This is a genomic window from Planktothrix rubescens CCAP 1459/22 (assembly GCA_904830895.1).
Classification (GTDB): Bacteria; Cyanobacteriota; Cyanobacteriia; order Cyanobacteriales; family Microcoleaceae; genus Planktothrix; species Planktothrix agardhii.
Map to the genome: position 1 here is coordinate 1 of LR882958.1, position 17570 is coordinate 17570.

General features: G+C 39.8%; 15 protein-coding genes and 4 pseudogenes. 6 read left to right on the top strand and 13 right to left on the bottom strand.

Annotated features, from left to right (window positions below; translation table 11 throughout):
* Positions 1–903: pseudogene (locus tag NMG86_RS00005) on the bottom strand (polyprenol monophosphomannose synthase); the annotation flags it as partial.
* A 30-nt stretch (positions 904–933) separates the two neighbouring features.
* On the bottom strand, positions 934–1143 hold the full coding sequence (locus tag NMG86_RS00010; protein WP_026788132.1) for a hypothetical protein: 210 nt from the start codon (positions 1141–1143) through the stop codon (positions 934–936).
* 131 nt (positions 1144–1274) lie between these two features.
* On the opposite strand from NMG86_RS00010, the pseudogene gloB reads away from it, so the two are divergent.
* The 3 genes and pseudogenes from gloB to NMG86_RS00025 all read left to right on the top strand — a co-directional run.
* Positions 1275–1850, top strand: a pseudogene (gloB, locus tag NMG86_RS00015) (hydroxyacylglutathione hydrolase); the annotation flags it as partial.
* Between the two features lie 47 nt (positions 1851–1897).
* Positions 1898–2020, top strand: a complete 123-nt coding sequence (locus NMG86_RS00020; protein WP_274518401.1) for a hypothetical protein — start codon at positions 1898–1900, stop codon at positions 2018–2020.
* 331 nt (positions 2021–2351) lie between these two features.
* Complete coding sequence (locus NMG86_RS00025) at positions 2352–2579, top strand: hypothetical protein (protein ID WP_026788136.1); 228 nt, start codon at positions 2352–2354, stop codon at positions 2577–2579.
* A gap of 298 nt (positions 2580–2877) precedes the next feature.
* Here NMG86_RS00025 and NMG86_RS00030 read toward each other — a convergent pair whose 3' ends face one another.
* Entirely contained in the window at positions 2878–4860 is a 1983-nt protein-coding gene (locus NMG86_RS00030; protein WP_052338587.1) for a WD40 repeat domain-containing protein, read from the bottom strand.
* Positions 4861–4896: 36 nt separating this feature from the next.
* A complete protein-coding gene (locus NMG86_RS00035) occupies positions 4897–6363 on the bottom strand; it encodes an ATP-binding protein (protein ID WP_499103380.1) in 1467 nt (488 codons plus the stop codon).
* A gap of 89 nt (positions 6364–6452) precedes the next feature.
* Here NMG86_RS00035 and NMG86_RS00040 point away from each other — a divergent pair.
* Positions 6453–6647: pseudogene (locus tag NMG86_RS00040) on the top strand (hydroxyacylglutathione hydrolase C-terminal domain-containing protein); the annotation flags it as partial.
* Positions 6648–6726: 79 nt separating this feature from the next.
* Here NMG86_RS00040 and NMG86_RS00045 read toward each other — a convergent pair.
* Positions 6727–6966, bottom strand: a complete 240-nt coding sequence (locus NMG86_RS00045; RefSeq protein ID WP_026788134.1) for a hypothetical protein — start codon at positions 6964–6966, stop codon at positions 6727–6729.
* Positions 6967–7180: 214 nt separating this feature from the next.
* Between NMG86_RS00045 and rplI the strand changes: the two genes are divergently transcribed.
* Complete coding sequence (rplI, locus tag NMG86_RS00050; protein ID WP_026788135.1) at positions 7181–7639, top strand: 50S ribosomal protein L9; 459 nt, start codon at positions 7181–7183, stop codon at positions 7637–7639.
* 57 nt (positions 7640–7696) lie between these two features.
* On the opposite strand, the gene NMG86_RS00055 is transcribed toward rplI, so the two are convergent.
* The 8 genes and pseudogenes from NMG86_RS00055 to NMG86_RS00090 form a co-directional block, all read right to left on the bottom strand.
* Positions 7697–9013 (bottom strand): tetratricopeptide repeat protein, encoded by a 1317-nt coding sequence (locus NMG86_RS00055; protein ID WP_499103382.1) that lies wholly within the window; start codon positions 9011–9013, stop codon positions 7697–7699.
* A gap of 245 nt (positions 9014–9258) precedes the next feature.
* Positions 9259–9618, bottom strand: coding sequence for a hypothetical protein (locus tag NMG86_RS00060; RefSeq protein ID WP_026795364.1), 360 nt, complete (start codon positions 9616–9618; stop codon positions 9259–9261).
* 86 nt (positions 9619–9704) lie between these two features.
* Entirely contained in the window at positions 9705–9965 is a 261-nt protein-coding gene (locus tag NMG86_RS00065) for a hypothetical protein (RefSeq protein ID WP_052338589.1), read from the bottom strand.
* A 98-nt stretch (positions 9966–10063) separates the two neighbouring features.
* Entirely contained in the window at positions 10064–10687 is a 624-nt protein-coding gene (locus NMG86_RS00070) for a cytochrome c oxidase subunit 3 (RefSeq protein WP_026795365.1), read from the bottom strand.
* 95 nt (positions 10688–10782) lie between these two features.
* The gene (gene ctaD, locus NMG86_RS00075; protein WP_026795366.1) at positions 10783–12555 is read right to left on the bottom strand and encodes a cytochrome c oxidase subunit I; all 1773 of its coding nucleotides are present in this window, start codon (positions 12553–12555) and stop codon (positions 10783–10785) included.
* Positions 12556–12582: 27 nt separating this feature from the next.
* Positions 12583–13311, bottom strand: coding sequence for a cytochrome c oxidase subunit II (locus NMG86_RS00080; RefSeq protein WP_052338590.1), 729 nt, complete (start codon positions 13309–13311; stop codon positions 12583–12585).
* 128 nt (positions 13312–13439) lie between these two features.
* Complete coding sequence (ltrA, locus tag NMG86_RS00085; RefSeq protein ID WP_026796660.1) at positions 13440–15167, bottom strand: group II intron reverse transcriptase/maturase; 1728 nt, start codon at positions 15165–15167, stop codon at positions 13440–13442.
* A 684-nt stretch (positions 15168–15851) separates the two neighbouring features.
* A pseudogene (locus NMG86_RS00090) lies at positions 15852–16175 on the bottom strand (cytochrome c oxidase subunit II transmembrane domain-containing protein); the annotation flags it as partial.
* Between the two features lie 356 nt (positions 16176–16531).
* On the opposite strand from NMG86_RS00090, the gene NMG86_RS00095 reads away from it, so the two are divergent.
* Positions 16532–17491, top strand: a complete 960-nt coding sequence (locus NMG86_RS00095; RefSeq protein WP_026796734.1) for a COX15/CtaA family protein — start codon at positions 16532–16534, stop codon at positions 17489–17491.
* Positions 17492–17570: the final 79 nt, after the last annotated feature.

The following is a 17570-nucleotide window of genomic DNA, read 5'->3' on the forward strand; positions in this document are numbered from 1 at the left end:
AAAGCCAAACCACTAACAGTATAGAGGAGATAAAATACTGCCATATCGACAAAAACCCCACTAAAACCCACAACCCCAAACCGCAAAAACCGCGTTATAGGCCATCTGGCTAAACGTAATTTAACTAATGTTGTAAATATTCAATATACTGTTTCCAAGTAACTTTGCTTTCTCCTTCCAAGCGTTCTTGGAACACATAACCCACTTCTCCCACCCAACGAATTTGCCCCCGACCTAACACTTCAATCAGGATTTTATAACCAATAGGATCAAGAGTTCTTCCAGCAATTGCCTCCCTTCTCACCATAAAATAACCACTCATCGGATCAGAAACTCTACCAATAACACCGGGTAAAATAATTAAATCCTAAAACCTGCGCTCCCCTCGATAAAAAGCGCCTAATCACACTCCAATCACTAACACCACCGCCTTCAACATGGCGACTACCAACGGCTAAATCCGCACCCCGTTCTATTTCAGATAAAAGTTGTAATAAACTTTCTGGAGGATGTTGTAAATCCGCATCAATTACCCCTAAAATTTCCCCTCTAGCCACTTGCCAACCCCTAATTACAGCAGTTGATAATCCCCCGTTCTTCCTGACGTCGCATCACCCGCAATTGTGGGAAATTCTGGGATTAACTCCGCCGCAACTTTCCAAGTTAAATCCGGGCTATCATCATCAACAATAATTAACTCATATTCATGAGGAATTACTCCGTCTAATAACTGAGTTAATTGTTGAACAATGGTCTAACATTTTCGCTTTCTTTGTAAGTGGGAATGATCAAGGATAATCTAATCGCAAACTCACTAATTTCCGTTGAAATATTGGCTTGGGCAGGAATCTGTAATGGCCCAGTTGGAACCGGAATTAAATTATTGACTTCAGGAAAATTCATATTGGGTTTGACCTCATTAATTGTTACTGTTTACATATCATTAAATCTAACACGACCCGTCTGAACATAATCAAATACTCGATTAATTTGGTTACGTTCAGATTCGGTAATATCTTTATCAGATAAAATAGCCGACATTAATCTCAAATAATCAGCATGACCCAGTTGACCAGAATTGACAATCCGATCCGTCACTTGACTAATTGAGATTTTAGAGCGAGTGGGAAGTGTCCACAACATTTTAATCTTAACCTCTCTAATTTAACTATTGACTAATTTTGCGATAAAATTTGCTAAACTAACGAATTAGGCTCCGCAAAGTCTTAACTATTCTAAACCCTAATCAAATCATTTGGTGGAGATTGCTTTTTATGCAAATTGAACGAATTCCAGTCCTCTCTGATAACTATATTTTTTTACTGCATGATCCTGATCGGAAAATTGCCGCCGTTGTTGACCCCGCAGAAGCCGATCCCGTTTTACAACATTTACAGAGATTAGACGCTGAATTAGTTGCAATTTTTAACACTCACCATCACAGCGATCATATTGGGGGAAATACTCAACTGATTAAACAATATCCCCATCTTACCGTTTATGGAGGTGAAGAAGATCGAGGCAGAATCCCCGGTCAAATGGTATTTTTAAAACCGGGTGATCAAGTTCAATTTGGGGATCAAATCGGGCAAGTTTTATTTGTTCCCGGTCATACAAAAGCCCATATTGCCTATTATTTTCCGCCCCAAAATCCCGATCAACCGGGGGATTTATTCTGCGGGGATACCCTATTTGCCGGGGGCTGTGGCCGTTTATTTGAAGGTACTCCCCAACAAATGTTGACATCTTTAAATCAATTCCGAAATCTCCCAGAAACCACTAGGGTTTGGTGTGCCCACGAATATACTCTTAATAACTTAAAATTTGCCTTAACGGTTGATGCTGATAATCGCTAAAATTATAGTTAATAAAATTAATCAGGACTTATACAAAAAGATTGGCTGATAGAATCCTACAAGAAGTTTTAGAAATAGATTTAGAGAAGTCGGAATTAATTGCCATCCTCGAAAAAAGAACACAAGAAGAAATCAAAAAAGTGTTGATGAGATGGGGAACATAAGTGTTAGAAAAGATAGAAGAAGTCAGCATAGATCTGTGAAAAGGATACAAAAGCTTAGTCTTAAAAAATTTACATCTAAATTAAAAGTATTCCTGATCTACAAATTTGAACTAGAAAAGTAGAGTGTTAAGACTGGAAAACTCAATTATTCATGAACTGGGTAGTTTAGGTTGAAGTCAATAACATCCCCACTTATTTTAGAGGAATGAAATCCGGTTATTAACCCCCCTTAATTAAAATTTTAAGCCCGTTAAAACGCTTATTTGTGTGCATTAATTCGTGGGTTTAATCATCGGATTTATTCTGCCATCATACCAAAAGGAGTCTAATTATGTTACACCAAAGTCTGATCTCTTTAACCCTAATCGGGTTATCGGTGATTACAGCAACTCAAGCAAAAGCTTCAGAGTTGACTATTTCCAATTCTATTGTTAAGTTTCCCTGTAGCATTCACAACAATACGACCCTAAAACAACAGCATTTACCCTCTATTTGTTCTCAAGCTAGGGAGGAAGGTCAAGAAATAATTAAAGATACGGGTAGACCGCCACGAGATTAATATATAGCAAGAGGCAATAGGGAATAGGCAATCTCGCTATAGGTAAATACTTACTGTGAGCAGCTTTTAGCTTTCAAGAATGTCCTAATAGATGCGGCAACTGCTAAGTAGTTGCACAAAATAAATTACCTAGTTGAGAAAGGGAACAGCCCCCCCAAACCCCCCGTGCACGGGGGGCTAGGGGGGGAGGGAACAGGGTATAGGATGTGTAATTAATTTTGTTTAGGTACTTATAAATCCATAATTAGTTGCAAATCCATCTTTTAGTAGAGACGTTGTATACAACGTCTCTACAATTTTAGCGAGAATGATTAAACTCATCACAATTTTTTTTGTTTCTATCACTAATATTAGGATTAGTTTCTAAATAATTAGAAAGCTGATCACAAGCCTGATCTAGTAAAATATCAGGATATTTATTCACTTTATTAGTATCAATATTCCAAATACTAATTCGACTAACTTGATTCGGATCTGTTTTTTGAATTCCGACTAAGCTTTTCCCATCAGGGCTAAAATTAACTGATAAAATAGGTTCTAAACTTGGCTTTAAAGTTGTAATTAAATTTCCATTAACATCCCAAAGCTTAATTGTACCATCTGCACTGGCAGAAGCCAAAATTTTACTATTAGGGCTAAAATTAACTTCATAAATTACTTTCCAGTGTTTTCCTAAAACAACAGAAGTTTGCAGGGGTTCCCAGGTTGAATTTTGCTTTTTCCAAATTGAAATAGATTCTCCATCTTTACTAGCTGCAATCAATTGTCCATCGGGACTAAAACTAACAGAACTAAATCGAATTTTAGCCGCAATTAAGGAAGTGATAAAACGCCCTTTACTGACATCCCATAGGTTAACAGTTTTATCATTACTCGCAGAAGCTAAAATTTTACTATCGGGACTAAAACTTAAATCATTGATTTGTTCTTTATGACCCTCCAAAGTCTGTTTTAAGGTTCCATCAATTCCCCAAATCCGAATTTTATTGTCATTGCTGGCGGTCGCAATAAACTGATTATTAGGGCTAAAAACCACAGTCCAAACAGCCGATGGATGAACAATAGTATTAATTTTCTTACCTTCTAAATCCCAAATTTTTACTGTTTTATCGTCGCTGGCTGATGCAATCATTTTTTGGTCAGGACTAAAACTGACATTATTAACCGTATCACTATGACCCCTAAACGTCTGTTTTACTTCTCCATTTAAAGTCCATAATACAACAACATGATCATTGGTTCTTAAATCTTTGCCAGGAGAAGCAACTAAATCACTATTTTTACCCAAAAAATTACTACTATAAATTTTATAATCTTTCAGTTGAATCATTCGAGGTAGGGCTTGTAAATTCCAAACTCTAACGATACCATCTTGACTTGCAGAAACCAACATCTCTTTTTGCTTAGAAAAACTGACTTGATTAATCCCACCCTTGTGTCCTTGCAGAGTCGAAATTAACAAACCTTCCTTTGTCCAAATTTTAATCATTTCATCCGTATTTCCCGTAGCAATTAAATTACCATCTCGACTAAAATCAACACTATTAACCGCTTGTTGATATCCTGCTAAACTTCTAATTAATTGACCTTCTCGACTCCATAATTTCACGGTTTTATCATCACTCGCCGAGGCAATTATTTGACTATCAGGACTAAAAATAATACTCCAAATTGGTTTAGAATGGGCTGGAATTGTTTTAATGAGTTCCCCCTGGCGAGTCCAAATATTAATTATGCCATCTTCACTTGATGAAGCAATAAGTTGATTATCAGGACTAAAAACAACGCTGAGAACAGGTGTTTTATGTCCATTTAAGGTTTTAATTAAGTTACCATTTAAACTCCAAATTTTAACTGTTTTATCTTTACTTGCGGAAGCAATTTGTTGACCATCAGGACTAAAACTAACCCATTTGACTTCATCTTTATGTCCTTCCAATGTTCTAATAATTGTTCCATCTTTTGTCCAAAGTTTTATTGTCTTATCCTTACTCGCCGAGGCAATAAGTTGACTATTCGGACTAAAGGTAACAAACCAAACAGACTTTTTATGTCCTTTTAAAGTCTGAATAACTTTACCTTCACGATTCCATAATTTAATCGTTTTATCTTCACTTGCAGAAGCAATCAGTTGATTATCAGGACTAATACTCACACTTAAAACATTATTTTTGTCATGTCCATCTAAAATATTTTCCTCTTGAATCACTTGAACAGCAATACTTAATTTGCTCTGAGTTTCTTGCTCAATGGCAGATTTAGGGGTTTGATGAGATAACAACTTTCCGGCGGTGACTAAGGTTAATAAGGCTTCAAGCTAATTATTTTCTGTGGTTAAAGCTGTGTATTTAGTATTTTCTAAAGCTAAGTTAACTTGTTTATTTTTAACTTCTGAAATTCTTAAAAATCCTAATGCTAAGGTTAATAAAAGTGCCATTCCACCACCAATTATCGTCGAACGGGCAAAAAGTTGCCAAAGTTCTTTATTTTTGGCTTCTGCTTGTTGGCGTTTTTTGGTTTCTATCTCCAACTGTTCTAAAATTACAGAACCACGATTTTGACGAATTAAACCGACTAAATAATCATGTACCAGTTGATACCGTTCCACCGGAATTTCAGGTAAAAGAAAAACTAAACCAGAGAGGACAAAAATCTTCAGAACCGTATCCAAATTTTGATTAATATTGTCAAAATGGTTGGTTATTTCTTTGATTCCTCGGACTAAATCAGCGCGAGTTTTTAAAGGACGAGTATTATTTTCATCCGTTAGTAAATAAAGCACTAACTCCGCTAAACTTTTATTACTTAAACCACAATCTTGAATCACTTCATCTAAATAGTCTTCAACTAACTGTTTCTTTTGTCCCGCTTGTTGATATTGTTGTAATGTGTTAATATTTTGAGCCTGCAACTGAGAACCCACAACTTGTAATTCTATTGGTCGAATTTCTCCTAAATCTTCAGCTAAATCTTCAACTAATTTTTCAATTAGAGCAGGTTCAAGGACACATTGAGTTCTTTCTGTTAAACTTTGAATCACAGATTTAGCTTCTTCTCGTGTAAAGTTCCCAATATATGATAGAATGTTTTTATCTAAAATATTATTCCCAATACTTTCTAAATAGCCTTGACGACTACATTCTAATAAATAGTGTAAGTAATCTTCTCGTAAGGATAAAACAATTTTTACATAGGGAATATCTAAGCAATCTTTGATGAATTTATAACAGGTTTGTCGCTGTTGATTATCTTTGCAAGCAAAGAAAAATTCTTCAAATTGGTCAAAGATAATCACAACCCAGAAATTTTGATTGACTAAAGCTCTAATTTGCTCTAAAATTATCTCTTGATTATTGAAAATAGAAGAATCTAACTCAATATTTTTAAACTCCCTAATTCCCTTGGCTAAAGCCCGAGAAAATTCCCGACTAAAATTGGTATAAACTTGCAGTAATACTGGGATACAGTAACGAGTTTCAATCGTATTTTTTTGTAATTCTGGAATAAATCCCGCTTGCAAAATCGAACTTTTACCCACTCCAGACTGTCCATAAATCACTGTTAATCGACAATCATTTCTTCTAATGCGTTCACACAGCCAATTTACCACGGATAAACGACCGGAAGCACTAATTTCGGGATTAATAATTTTGGGGTAGTTAACTGGGGGTAAACCGGGGTTAGTAATGCTTTGAATATGTCCGAGTCTTCCGGCTCCGATAAACGCTCTTAATCTAAATTGTTGTTCAATTTCCCGACGTTTTTGTTTGATTTCATAAGCCATTAAATATTCGCCTTTTTGGAAATATAAATCCTGTAAAAGTTGTAAAATTTTAATATAGAGGTCTGGGTCATAGTGAGGTTTAGTTCGGAGATTTACAGGATCGTTTTCAAGAAGTTACCGTAGCCCGCAGTCAAAATCAAGCCACAATTCCTTCAAATATTGGTTTAGAAAAACGCACTAATCCTTTTTTGCGTTGGGATATTCCCAGTCTACAAATGGCGGTGAATAGCCATGATCCCGTTCAAACCTTTGCTCGTTTACGGGGAATGAAGGATCAATTTTAAGGTTAAATCAAAGTTCCCAATCTTCAATTTGTAAGTTGGGAACTCGACTAAATTCTGTGGTATTGTGAGTGACTAAAACTCAAAACAAATTCTCCCTAATTTCATATTGTCCTTGATTTTCTCGGACTAATGGTTCACCCACCCAGCCACCAATTACCTCCTCAAAAAACCCAGGTTGCCAATTTTCATGTTTCAGGTTTTCACTAGCGGCTTGAAAGATCACAATAGCTTCTAAGTCTCTATCTTTAAATTCTGCTGGCATTTGTACTCGTAATATTCCATCCTTACCAATGCGTCCTTTGAACTGAATACTCTGCATAGCAGCCTCCGGGGTGAATCCTGATCCAACTCAGTCTGTATTGTATAGCAGGGAACACCGGAACAGCCCCCCCAAACCCCCCGTGCACGGGGGGCTAGGGGGGAGGGAACAGGGAGAGTATCCTCAACCGGGGTAAGTTGATCATGGACTTGCGATCGCACCCTAATTTTGTTAATATAGAGTGTTTGGGTTAAAAAAAATATAGGAACTGATCATGGCAAAGCGGACTCAAGTGGTTCTGACCAAAGATGTGATTAAATTGGGAAAAAATGGGGATCTCGTAGAAGTCGCCCCGGGTTATGCTCGTAACTATTTGATCCCTCAGAGTATAGCAGTTCGGGCTACCCCTGGGATTCTCAGACAGGTAGAACGGCGTCGAGAAGAAGAACGTCAACGTCAACTAGAACTGAAACAACAGGCTGAAGCTCAGAAAAAAGCCCTGGAAGCGGTGGGTGTGTTCAAAATTGCCAAACAAGTTGGGGAAGAAAACGCAATTTTTGGTACTGTTACCGAAAAAGAATTAGCAGAATTGATTCAACAAGCAACGGGTCAAGAAGTTGATCGTCGGGAAATTACTCTCCCCAGTATCAGTAAATTAGGAACCTATAAAGCCAATATTAAGTTACATTCTGACGTGACGGCTGATGTGGAAGTTGAAGTGGTTTCTCTGTAAATTTCATCAATTTCAAAGGTTTTTCCCTAAGCCCGAACTTGAGTTCAGGGCTTATTTTTATTCTTGTTCTTTGAAATAAGGTTCTTCAGTATCTAGTATAGCTTTGGCTTTTTCCAGAATATTAATCGCTTCTTGCTGTTGATTCAATTGTTGATAGGCGTGAGCTAGGGTAAATAAATACCATCCTTGATGATAGGAGGTTTCCCAGTCTAAAATCGACTGTTGCTCTGATGTTTTAGCCTGATAAGTGGAGCAGGTTTTAATTAACAAATTTTGAGCTTTTTCTGCTAAATTTCTGGCTTCTGAGGGAGAATTTTGAGCCAAAGAAACTTCTGCCAAAAAATGATAAGCCCGAGCTTCTCGGAAGGGATAACCGTAAGTCCGATTATAATGAATCGATTCTTTAGCAACGGTTTCTAATTCTTGCCATTGTTTTAATCCAAATAAAATATCAGCTAAAGCATTAATAAATTTAGCCACTAAATCCCAACGGTCAGCTTGTTTAAACCCTTCGATAGATTGAGTATAATAGGTTTTAGCTTGATGATAAGCAGATTCTTTTTGAAATCGATGTAAAATTCCGTAACTGTGCCACCAAAATCCAACATAAAATAATAACTGACTATGGCGAATTAAATGATTAGTTTGTTTCCAAAGCTGCAAACTTCGTTCATAATGTTGTAAAGCAACTGGATTAAAATGATCAGAAATTCGACCCAATATAAACTCTAAACCAGCCTCTAGTTCAATATCTAAGGGTTCTCCCCGCTTCTGTAACTCTTGGCGAGCCGATTCTAATTCTAATCTTAAAGGTGAACCAAACTCTAAATTAAAAGAAGAATTCGCCAAAAAAATACCAGCACCACTATCTAATACTTTAACAGAAACTTGCTCTGTCATTTGTTTGATAAACTGTAATAAATCCTCCGTACTAATTTCAAAAGAAACTGAGGTTGACCAACTATGAAAATCAGGAGCCAAGCGAATTAAAGATTGTAAGAGAAAATCTGTAACCCACAATACCAAAGGAAATTCAAATTTCCGGCGAAATTCCTCTCGCATTTGATTCATAATTTTAATCAAAATTTCCAGTTGTTCGTTAGACTCCAAACCGGATATGATTAAAGCTATCGGGGGATTTTCTTCTCTTTCAATGGCTTTAACCAATGTATTATAAAGATTAGTAACATCGGCATCTATGACAATATTTTTAATTAAGTTAGAATGTTGTTCTTCTAATTGTTTAATAAATTTTTCTCTAACCATTCTATAATTACAATGGGCTAAAATCAGAGAAAAATCGTGATTAAATCTGGTGAAAATTCGATTTAAAGTTTTTAAAGAATTTTGGTTATTTGCTTGTATTGCTTTCATAAAATTTGGTTGGCTTCCTTTTCCATAAGGCGATAACTGTACTCAAATGTTTAAGTTGATAGGTCGAATCAATCAGTAAACGTTTACTAGACCACCCTCACATCTCCCACAAGGATGATTCTTGTCGGTTGATTAATTAATCCCCATCTACTGAGTACGGCAATTGATCATTCAATTCAGGAATCGGAATGCACCCAATACTGCGGTTTTACTTTTACCTTCGCAGTTCTATTGATTTTTCCATGTTATAACTTATCCAAACTTTCTACAACAACACGACGAAGAATTTCTGTGACTTCTGCGGCCATTCGAGCATCTAATTCCAATGCTTGCTGAGTAAAATCCCCCTTATTATTAATAGGAATTACACCCCTTAAAGCAAGTGCTAAGGTTCGGAATTCCGCAGGTTTTTGATTAGCATTGGGTAGGGGGTCAATAAACTGTACAAATGCCACATAGCAGAGTTCTACCGTTTGCCGAACTGTACTATCTCCATAACCCATTTTAGAAAGAATAACTGGAGACGTAATCACCTGTTCAATTCCCAAAGTTTTTAACGCCACATCCACATAACGGGCCGGGTCTTCACCTAGGGCTTTAATCAAACAATTGAAGTTTTTTTCTGGAAGGTTAGGAAGTTGAGATTGGGCGGGTAAATAATTATGCCATCCAATTAAAGAAATCAGACGAGTTAAATCATAAGTCGAAATGAAATTATCTCCTTATCAATATCAGGAATTTTTCCCAAGGCAGGATAGGGACTATATTGTAAAGGTTTACGGTTTAAATATTGGGGATAATTTTGAATAGTATTTTGATAGGGAGATTGCTCAAATCCTTGATCTAAAAAAGCAAATTTATCTAAATTCGCCCCAACTTCATGCTCAATTTTCAGAAAATTATCGAATACTTGCTGTCTATTTTTGGCTTGTTCTAAACTGTCGCTATTCATCGAGCATATTTCCTAAGTTAAAAGAAAATTGGGTGCTTCAGTAGAGACGTGCCTGAGCGCAGCGATACCGTAGGCTATTGGCACGTCTCTACTGTTACTTACAACAAATACAGCAAAATGAACAGAATAATCCAAACTACATCAACGAAGTGCCAATATAATTCAGCCGCTTCTGGGCCAAAATGGGACTCTTTGCTATAATGGTCAGTATTGCGCCCGCGCCAGAGAACCGCTAAAATTAATACCACTCCAAAGGTCACGTGCAAACCGTGAAACCCGGTTAAAACATAGAAGCAACTGGCGTATAAATTGGTGGTTAATCCAAACTCTAACTGGCTGTATTCGTAGGCTTGACCTGCTAAAAAGGCTAACCCCATAATTGCTGTAGCAATAAACCAATTTCGCAACCCCGCAGAGTCATTTTTCTTAATAGCAATTGCCCCTTGGTTCATGACAAAACTACTAGAAATCAGAACCACAGTGTTAATCGCTGGTAGTAGTAATTCTCGTTCTGTTCCTTCAGGGGGCCAAACCGGGGACATGGCTCGATAAATTAAATAGGCGGAAAATAACCCCAAAAAGATCATACTTTCCGCCACCAGGAAGACCACCACCCCCAACATTCGCAAATCGGGATGTTCTTCGTGTTCATGTCCAGAGGCAGTTGCCTCCTGTGCATATCCCAGAACGGTTTGAGAATCGTTAATGGCTGAACCTTGCATGAATTGAATTAATAAAAGGGAACACCGGAACAGGGAACAGGGAACAGGGAACAGGGAACAGGAATCAAGATTGATTTCCTAATTCCCAATCCCTTTTAATGACTGGGATCGTTAATGTCTTTTTCCGCTTCTAACACCTTGGTTGAACCGGAGTCTGTAAATAAAGTCGAAGATTTGGCTTGAGACATAGGAATCCCAACCTCTTTGGGACGGTCTCCGGTCATTTGTTTTAACCGTTGACGAATCGCCAAGGTTTTGCGACTACCGTAGTCATAGGGCCCAGTTTTTAATACTGGGGTAACTAAGAAATTTTCAATCGGAGGGGGAGAAGACGTCATCCATTCTAGGGTTAAAGCTTCCCAGGGATTATCGGGGGCTTTCGGCCCTTTGAACCAACTCCAAGCCGCATTAATTAAGAAAGGGAAGGTAGAAACGGCCAGAATATAACTACCCAGGGTGCAGACCTGATTCAGCGTAGTGAATTGGGGGTCATACATCGCCACCCGACGGGGCATTCCCATTAATCCCAAGGCGTGCATGGGCATAAAGGTTAAGTTCGTACCCACAAAGGTGAGAGCAAAGTGAACGATTCCCCAGGGTTCATTCATCATCCGTCCGGTCATTTTCGGGAACCAATGATAAATAGCGGCAAACACCCCAAACACCGCCCCACCAAAGAGAACATAGTGGAAGTGGGCCACGATAAAATAGGTATCGTGAACGTGAATATCAAAGGGAACCGACGCCATCATAATTCCGGTGACACCGCCTATAACGAAGGTAGCCAGAAACCCCATGGCAAAGAGCATGGCACTATTCAGACGCAGTTTTCCGCCCCAAATGGTGGCTAACCAGCCAAACACCTTAATTCCAGTCGGTACGGCAATGATCATTGTGGTGATCATAAAAAACATCCGTAACCAGCCCGGAGTTCCACTGGTGAACATATGGTGCGCCCAGACAATTAAGCCTAAAAAGCTAATGGCTAAACTGGAATAGGCGATCGCTTGATAACCAAAAATCGGTTTGCGAGCATGAACCGGAAGCACATCGGAAATCACCCCAAAAAAGGGCAAGACCATGATATACACCGCCGGATGGGAATAAAACCAGAATAAGTGCTGATAAACAACCGGATCACCGCCCCCGTTGGGATTAAAGAAACTGGTTCCGGCAATTAAATCAAAGGATAGGAGAATTAAAGCCGCTGCTAAAACCGGAGTCGATAACAGCACTAAGGCGGAAGTGGCGATCATGGCCCAACAAAATAGGGGCATATCGTTCAATCCCATGGTGGGAATCCGCATCTTGAAAATTGTGACGGAGAAATTCACCGCCCCCAAAATCGAAGAAGTTCCCAACAATAAAACGCTGAGAATCCAAACTTCCTCTCCGAATTGGCCCGATAACAGACTTAAAGGCGGGTAAGATGTCCAACCAGATTGGGGAGCTTCCACCAAGAAACTAGCTAACAGCAAAATTCCCCCCGGAGGAATTAACCAAAAACCCACGGTATTCAAACGGGGAAAGGCCATATCCTTCGCCCCTACCATTAAGGGGATCAAATAGTTGGCCAAACCGCCACCAGCCGGAACGATCCAAAGGAAGATCATCACCGTGCCATGAACCGTGAATAGGCTGTTATAGACTTCAGGAGTCACAAAATCGGGATCGGGGGTTGCCAGTTCTGTCCGAACGGCCGTGGCCAAGGCTCCACCGACTAAATAAAAGAAAAATGCCGTGACGAGATATTGAATCCCGATGACTTTGTGATCCGTACTAAAACCAAAAAAATCTTGCCAACGTCTTTCTTCCTCATGATGAGGTTTAGGAACATTAGCCGTGAGATCAAGTTGTGCTTGTGCCATAGGAATTCAGTAATCAGTAATCAGTAATCAGTAATCAGTGTTAGAAACAAAATCAAGATTTTGTTGACTCGAAGCAACAGTCAACTGTCTCATCACTGATAACTGTTCACTGTTGACTGATAACTGATTTTCGTTGGCATAGGGGGCTAAAAATTCGCCCTCGCTGAGTTCTGCGGGATTAATCGCAACGGCTGTTTGCAGGTCAGGGTTACTTGCTACTAAATTTTCTGCAACCCAGGCTTGATAATCCTCTGGGGTATCGACAATCATTTGCGATCGCATCGCCCCATGATAACTACCACACAATTCGGCGCAGACAATCGGATAGGTTCCTAGTTTGTTAGGGGTAAACCGGAGTTCTGTAATCCGACCGGGGATAGTATCTTGCTTTAACCGTAATTGCGGAATCCAGAAGGCATGGATCACATCTTGGGCGCTCATATTTAACTGCACTTCTTGACCGATGGGGACATGAAGTTCCCCCGCGTTAATGCCTGTTTCTTTGTAGTTGAAAAGCCAGGCAAACTGTAACCCGGTAACATCCACATTCACGGCCGCGGCTTTCCCTTCTTGGCTAGGAGATGCCCCAATTCCCAAGGCAATTTGGGTGAGTTCTGGCTTCCCCCCCACCCCTCGTTCACGGGGGGCTTGGGGGGGCTGACCGTCGATTAAGGGGGCTGCGATCGCCGCTCCATTCATTTTGCCGTGGGCGTGCATAGAGTGTTGACCCGATGCCATCGGATCAAGTCCCCCCATATTGTTATAGATTTCAAAACGTTAGAGTCGATTAGAGGGTTGCCCCCCTAACCTCTCCTTCAGAACCGTGCATGAGACTTTCACCTCACACGGCTCCTTGATAACTCCACCTTTGTTATAGGTACGATTCAAAACGGTTGATTGTCATAATTCTCAACTGTTTTAGTTAAAGAACCATCACTAGCCGTCTTTGTGTCATGACAATGTTTGTGTAAAAGTTGAAGGTTATCATAGGTGTCTTTTCCACCTAACGATGTTGGTTTAATATGGTCAACTTCTACAATGTCTGTACTTGTGAAATACAAACCACAGTGAGGACAAATACCTTTTTGTTTCTTAATAAGTGTTGCCACTCTTTTAGGAGTCTCAGGATATTCGCCTCGACGTTTACTCCAGTAAATCCAGTCTCCATTGAACGGACTAGCTTCACCCTTAATCTTTGTATGCCTAATGATTGGCGTACTGCTATGGGTGAATAATTTCAATCCATCTTCTGTACTGAAACACCAATTTCTGTCATCTACTGTTCTCCAGTATTTGTCTTTATTGATGTTCCCTTTTCCCCTTCTTCTTGCCCAGGCTCTCAGCTTGTCGTAGGTTTGATGGTCAACCTTTGAGAAGGTTTCTTTACTAACCACTGTTGAGTAATAATTTGACCAACCCCTAATAATTGGATTCAGCTTGCTAATTAGAGCAGCTTGTGGGGCGGTTTTATGGGAATCTATTACATCAGCTATCTTGACAAGATGAGTTTTGATTTTGGCTTTTGAGGGTTTGATTAATGTATTAAAACCTAGCGGTATTCCATTCGTTTTATTAGCACCTCTGTAGTTTCCTACTTTGTACTGTTGTATGTGGAATCCTAGGAACTCAAACCCAACATTTCCATCAATTTCTTTGAAGGTGTGGGTCAATTTTGTTTTACTTGGTTTTAATTCCAGTCCCATGTCACTTAACCAATCAGCAATTATCTCTTGACACTTTTTGACTACGTTTAGATCCTCATGGATTATCACGAAGTCATCAGCGTAACGGATTAGACTAAGGGCTACTCTATTTGCCGTTTTTGCCCCTTTTAGAGTTTCGGCGTATTGCTTAACTCTTTCTTCCATACCATGTAAGGCAATATTCGCAAGTAAGGGTGAAATGACCCCGCCTTGTGGTGTACCATCATTAGTAGGAAAAAGTTCTTTTCCGTCCATGTACCCTGCTTTGAGCCATGTCTTTAGTTGACGGCTTAATGTAGGGTATGTGTGTATTTTGGAGATTAACGCTTTGTGGTCTATGCGGTCAAAGCATTTTGAGATATCAGCATCCAGTACATATTTGTCTTTTTGCTTAATACTGCTAAATATTGCTTCGATTGCATCGTGGCAGGAACGTCCTGGTCTGAAACCATAACTGTTTGGCTCAAATTTAGCCTCCCATTCTGGTTCTAACGCTAGTTTTACTAACGCTTGCAATGCACGGTCGTTTATTGTGGGTATCCCTAATGGACGGGTTTCGGTTGTACCAGGTTTGGGAATATTAACTCTACGAGTTGGTTTTACCTTATTGGTTAACTTTAATCGTCCTACAAGGCTCATACGTTGTTTTGGGTTCAGAGATTTAACTCCATCCACTCCAGCCGTATTTTTGCCTTGGTTATCTTGTGTTACCCGACGAACCGCAATACATTTGGCACTCCAGGAATTAATCAGGGTTTTTTGAAGTTTACGAACTGCTTTAACATCGCCTCGTTCACTCGCTCGAAATATGCGCTTTTGCAACTTGAAAGTTACCTTTTCTAACTTTCGCCAGTTAAGGTCTTTCCATTCCACCGTCTGATTTTTATTCAGCGTTTTAGACATATACATTGCTACTTATTCTATTTCTTTGGAATTACCGAGTATCTGTCAGCATATCCTTGTCATTACAACAAGGCATTCGCTTTTGATACCATCCCTTCCCCATACATCATTCGTTAGCTACTTACTGGATTTCGACCTTTCCAGAGATATATAGGGGTTACTTCGTTCCGATTACACATTTGTTTGAAGTTTTTAGCGTGATGCTGTCCACCGGGTTTATTGGGTTTGTGCTTATAAGTCGGCGTATAAACCGCTTATTCCCTTATCCTTGCCTTTTGGCTTGGTGATAACCAGGTCTTTACCATATTTTCCAATGGGTTTTATTCCTGATTTAGCCTTTTCACCATTATCGGTATCGATGGTTCAGACACATCTTTGCTTGCGCTACGCATGAACTTCTTGCTCGATAGTTACCAAATTTGGCTTTCAGTAGTTCTATCTTTTAACCCCGCTTTAGCTTGATGGATGCTACCCATTTCAAACTAGGGGTTATGCTTTCACCTCAGCACTTGAGGGATGGGACTTGTAAATTTTTATTACTTATCTCTGAATTTCGTAACATTTCGTTATTTTTTGAGATTTTGTGATGTTTCTTTACTCACCCATAAATGTAATCAGTTATCACCAGTCTTAACAACTGGGTTAGCCGTCCCATAAGCCTTTCGGCTTAATTTAGGCTAAACGAATCGCACTATAAATACCAATTCCCAAAACTACCACCGCCGGAATTGCTGTCCAGACGATTTCTAGGGGAATATTCCCGTGAATCGGAGCCGCGTCGGTGTTGTCATCCGGGCGACGACGAAACTTAATTGCCGCGACCACTAGCACTCCTTCTACCAGAAGCACTAAGCCGAAGCTAATGGTCATCATGATATCAAATAGACCATCGACTTGTGCCGCTTGTTCGGTGGCAGCTACGGGTAATAAATTGTGGTTTTGACCATACCAGAGAGATACGAGAGTAATCCCGATCCCCACCAGTAGGGTCAAAATTGAACTCGGAATTTTCACGTTGATTCCTCCTTATTGACCATCCCCAACACCGATATCGGATGGGAAGATACTGCTATATACATACAGGTAATTTTAATGGCTGGTTGAAAAACCTGAACATTAGGGTTGATTGTCTATTTAAAGTCCCGCTTCTACGGTAAAACAGATCACAAAACTCTGGAACGGTATTAAGTAATATTCACAGATTTTCTTTAGAATTGGGTTGTCGGGTCAATTCTCAACCCCCAACTTACCCCCCAAATCGAAAAATTTTCTAAAAGTCTGTTCATCTGCATACCGCATTCTTGACTTAGATAGGTAGAATTAACCATCATGTTTCAATTAGCATTAGTCCAGTTAAATCGGTAGAACCCATGACCCAGACTCTCCTTCATGATCCCAGTTTATCAACCCCCCAGACCCAACAGAACGGCTCTAAAGCCCAGGATAGAATCCGCCGTCTGGTCTGGAAACTGAGTATTGCTACCTTACTATTGATGGCCGTGGGCAGTGCAACCCGAGTGATGAATGCTGGATTAGCCTGTCCTGACTGGCCCTTGTGTTACGGGAAGTTAGTGCCCACCTCCCAAATGAATCTGCAAGTCTTCTTGGAATGGTTTCACCGTTTGGATGCGGCTGGGATCGGACTGGGTGCGATCGCCCTAGTGGGATTATCCTGGTGGGATCGACGGGAGTTACCTAAATGGTTACCCTGGGCTGCTCTATTCGCCCTGGCTTTAATTATATTTCAAGGGGTTTTAGGAGGACTGACGGTGACGCAACTCCTGCGGTTTGATATTGTGACCGCCCATTTGGGAACCGCCTTGCTATTTTTCACCATTCTGCTGATTATCGGTTGTTTGCTGTTACCCTATCAAGGCGCGGCTGGGGTGGGAAAGCTACCGGAAATCAGTCTTACCGCAGCAATTTTAGTCTATTTACAAAGCATTTTAGGAGCCTTAGTGGGTTCTCAATGGGCTTTACATCAATGTTTGGGAACCTCCCAACTCTGTACCGTGATGAATAGTCATCTTTTCGGGGTAGTTCCCCCCACCCTGGCCACCCTAATTCTGATTGTCTTGGTTTGGCGAACTTCTGCCTTACATCCTAAACTCAGAACTTTAGGAAATATCGCCGGAGTTTGTTTAATCGCTCAAATTCTTTTGGGGGTAGCTACCTATAAAATGCGGTTACAGGTGGAACCCTTGACTGTTGCTCATCAAGCCATGGGTGCTACACTTCTGGGAACTTTAGTTTGTTTTAGTATTCTCGCCCTACGGGATCGTCAGTCATCAGTTATCAGTTATCAGTCATCAGTCATCAGTCATCAGTGATGAGTTATCAGTGATGAGTTAATAGTTAATAATTGATGACTATTATGTTTACTTATAACTAATTACTTATCGCTGATTA

Excerpts from the sequence above, each read along its gene's own strand:
- NMG86_RS00010 (WP_026788132.1), bottom strand. The coding sequence starts at position 1,143 with ATGTTGTGGACACTTCCCACTCGCTCTAAAATCTCAATTAGTCAAGTG.
- NMG86_RS00025 (WP_026788136.1), top strand. The coding sequence starts at position 2,352 with ATGTTACACCAAAGTCTGATCTCTTTAACCCTAATCGGGTTATCGGTG.
- NMG86_RS00035 (WP_499103380.1), bottom strand. The coding sequence starts at position 6,363 with ATGGCTTATGAAATCAAACAAAAACGTCGGGAAATTGAACAACAATTT.
- NMG86_RS00045 (WP_026788134.1), bottom strand. The coding sequence starts at position 6,966 with ATGCAGAGTATTCAGTTCAAAGGACGCATTGGTAAGGATGGAATATTA.
- rplI (WP_026788135.1), top strand. The coding sequence starts at position 7,181 with ATGGCAAAGCGGACTCAAGTGGTTCTGACCAAAGATGTGATTAAATTG.
- NMG86_RS00055 (WP_499103382.1), bottom strand. The coding sequence starts at position 9,013 with ATGAAAGCAATACAAGCAAATAACCAAAATTCTTTAAAAACTTTAAAT.
- NMG86_RS00065 (WP_052338589.1), bottom strand. The coding sequence starts at position 9,965 with ATGAATAGCGACAGTTTAGAACAAGCCAAAAATAGACAGCAAGTATTC.
- NMG86_RS00070 (WP_026795365.1), bottom strand. The coding sequence starts at position 10,687 with ATGCAAGGTTCAGCCATTAACGATTCTCAAACCGTTCTGGGATATGCA.
- ctaD (WP_026795366.1), bottom strand. The coding sequence starts at position 12,555 with ATGGCACAAGCACAACTTGATCTCACGGCTAATGTTCCTAAACCTCAT.
- NMG86_RS00080 (WP_052338590.1), bottom strand. The coding sequence starts at position 13,311 with ATGGGGGGACTTGATCCGATGGCATCGGGTCAACACTCTATGCACGCC.
- ltrA (WP_026796660.1), bottom strand. The coding sequence starts at position 15,167 with ATGTATATGTCTAAAACGCTGAATAAAAATCAGACGGTGGAATGGAAA.
- NMG86_RS00095 (WP_026796734.1), top strand. The coding sequence starts at position 16,532 with ATGACCCAGACTCTCCTTCATGATCCCAGTTTATCAACCCCCCAGACC.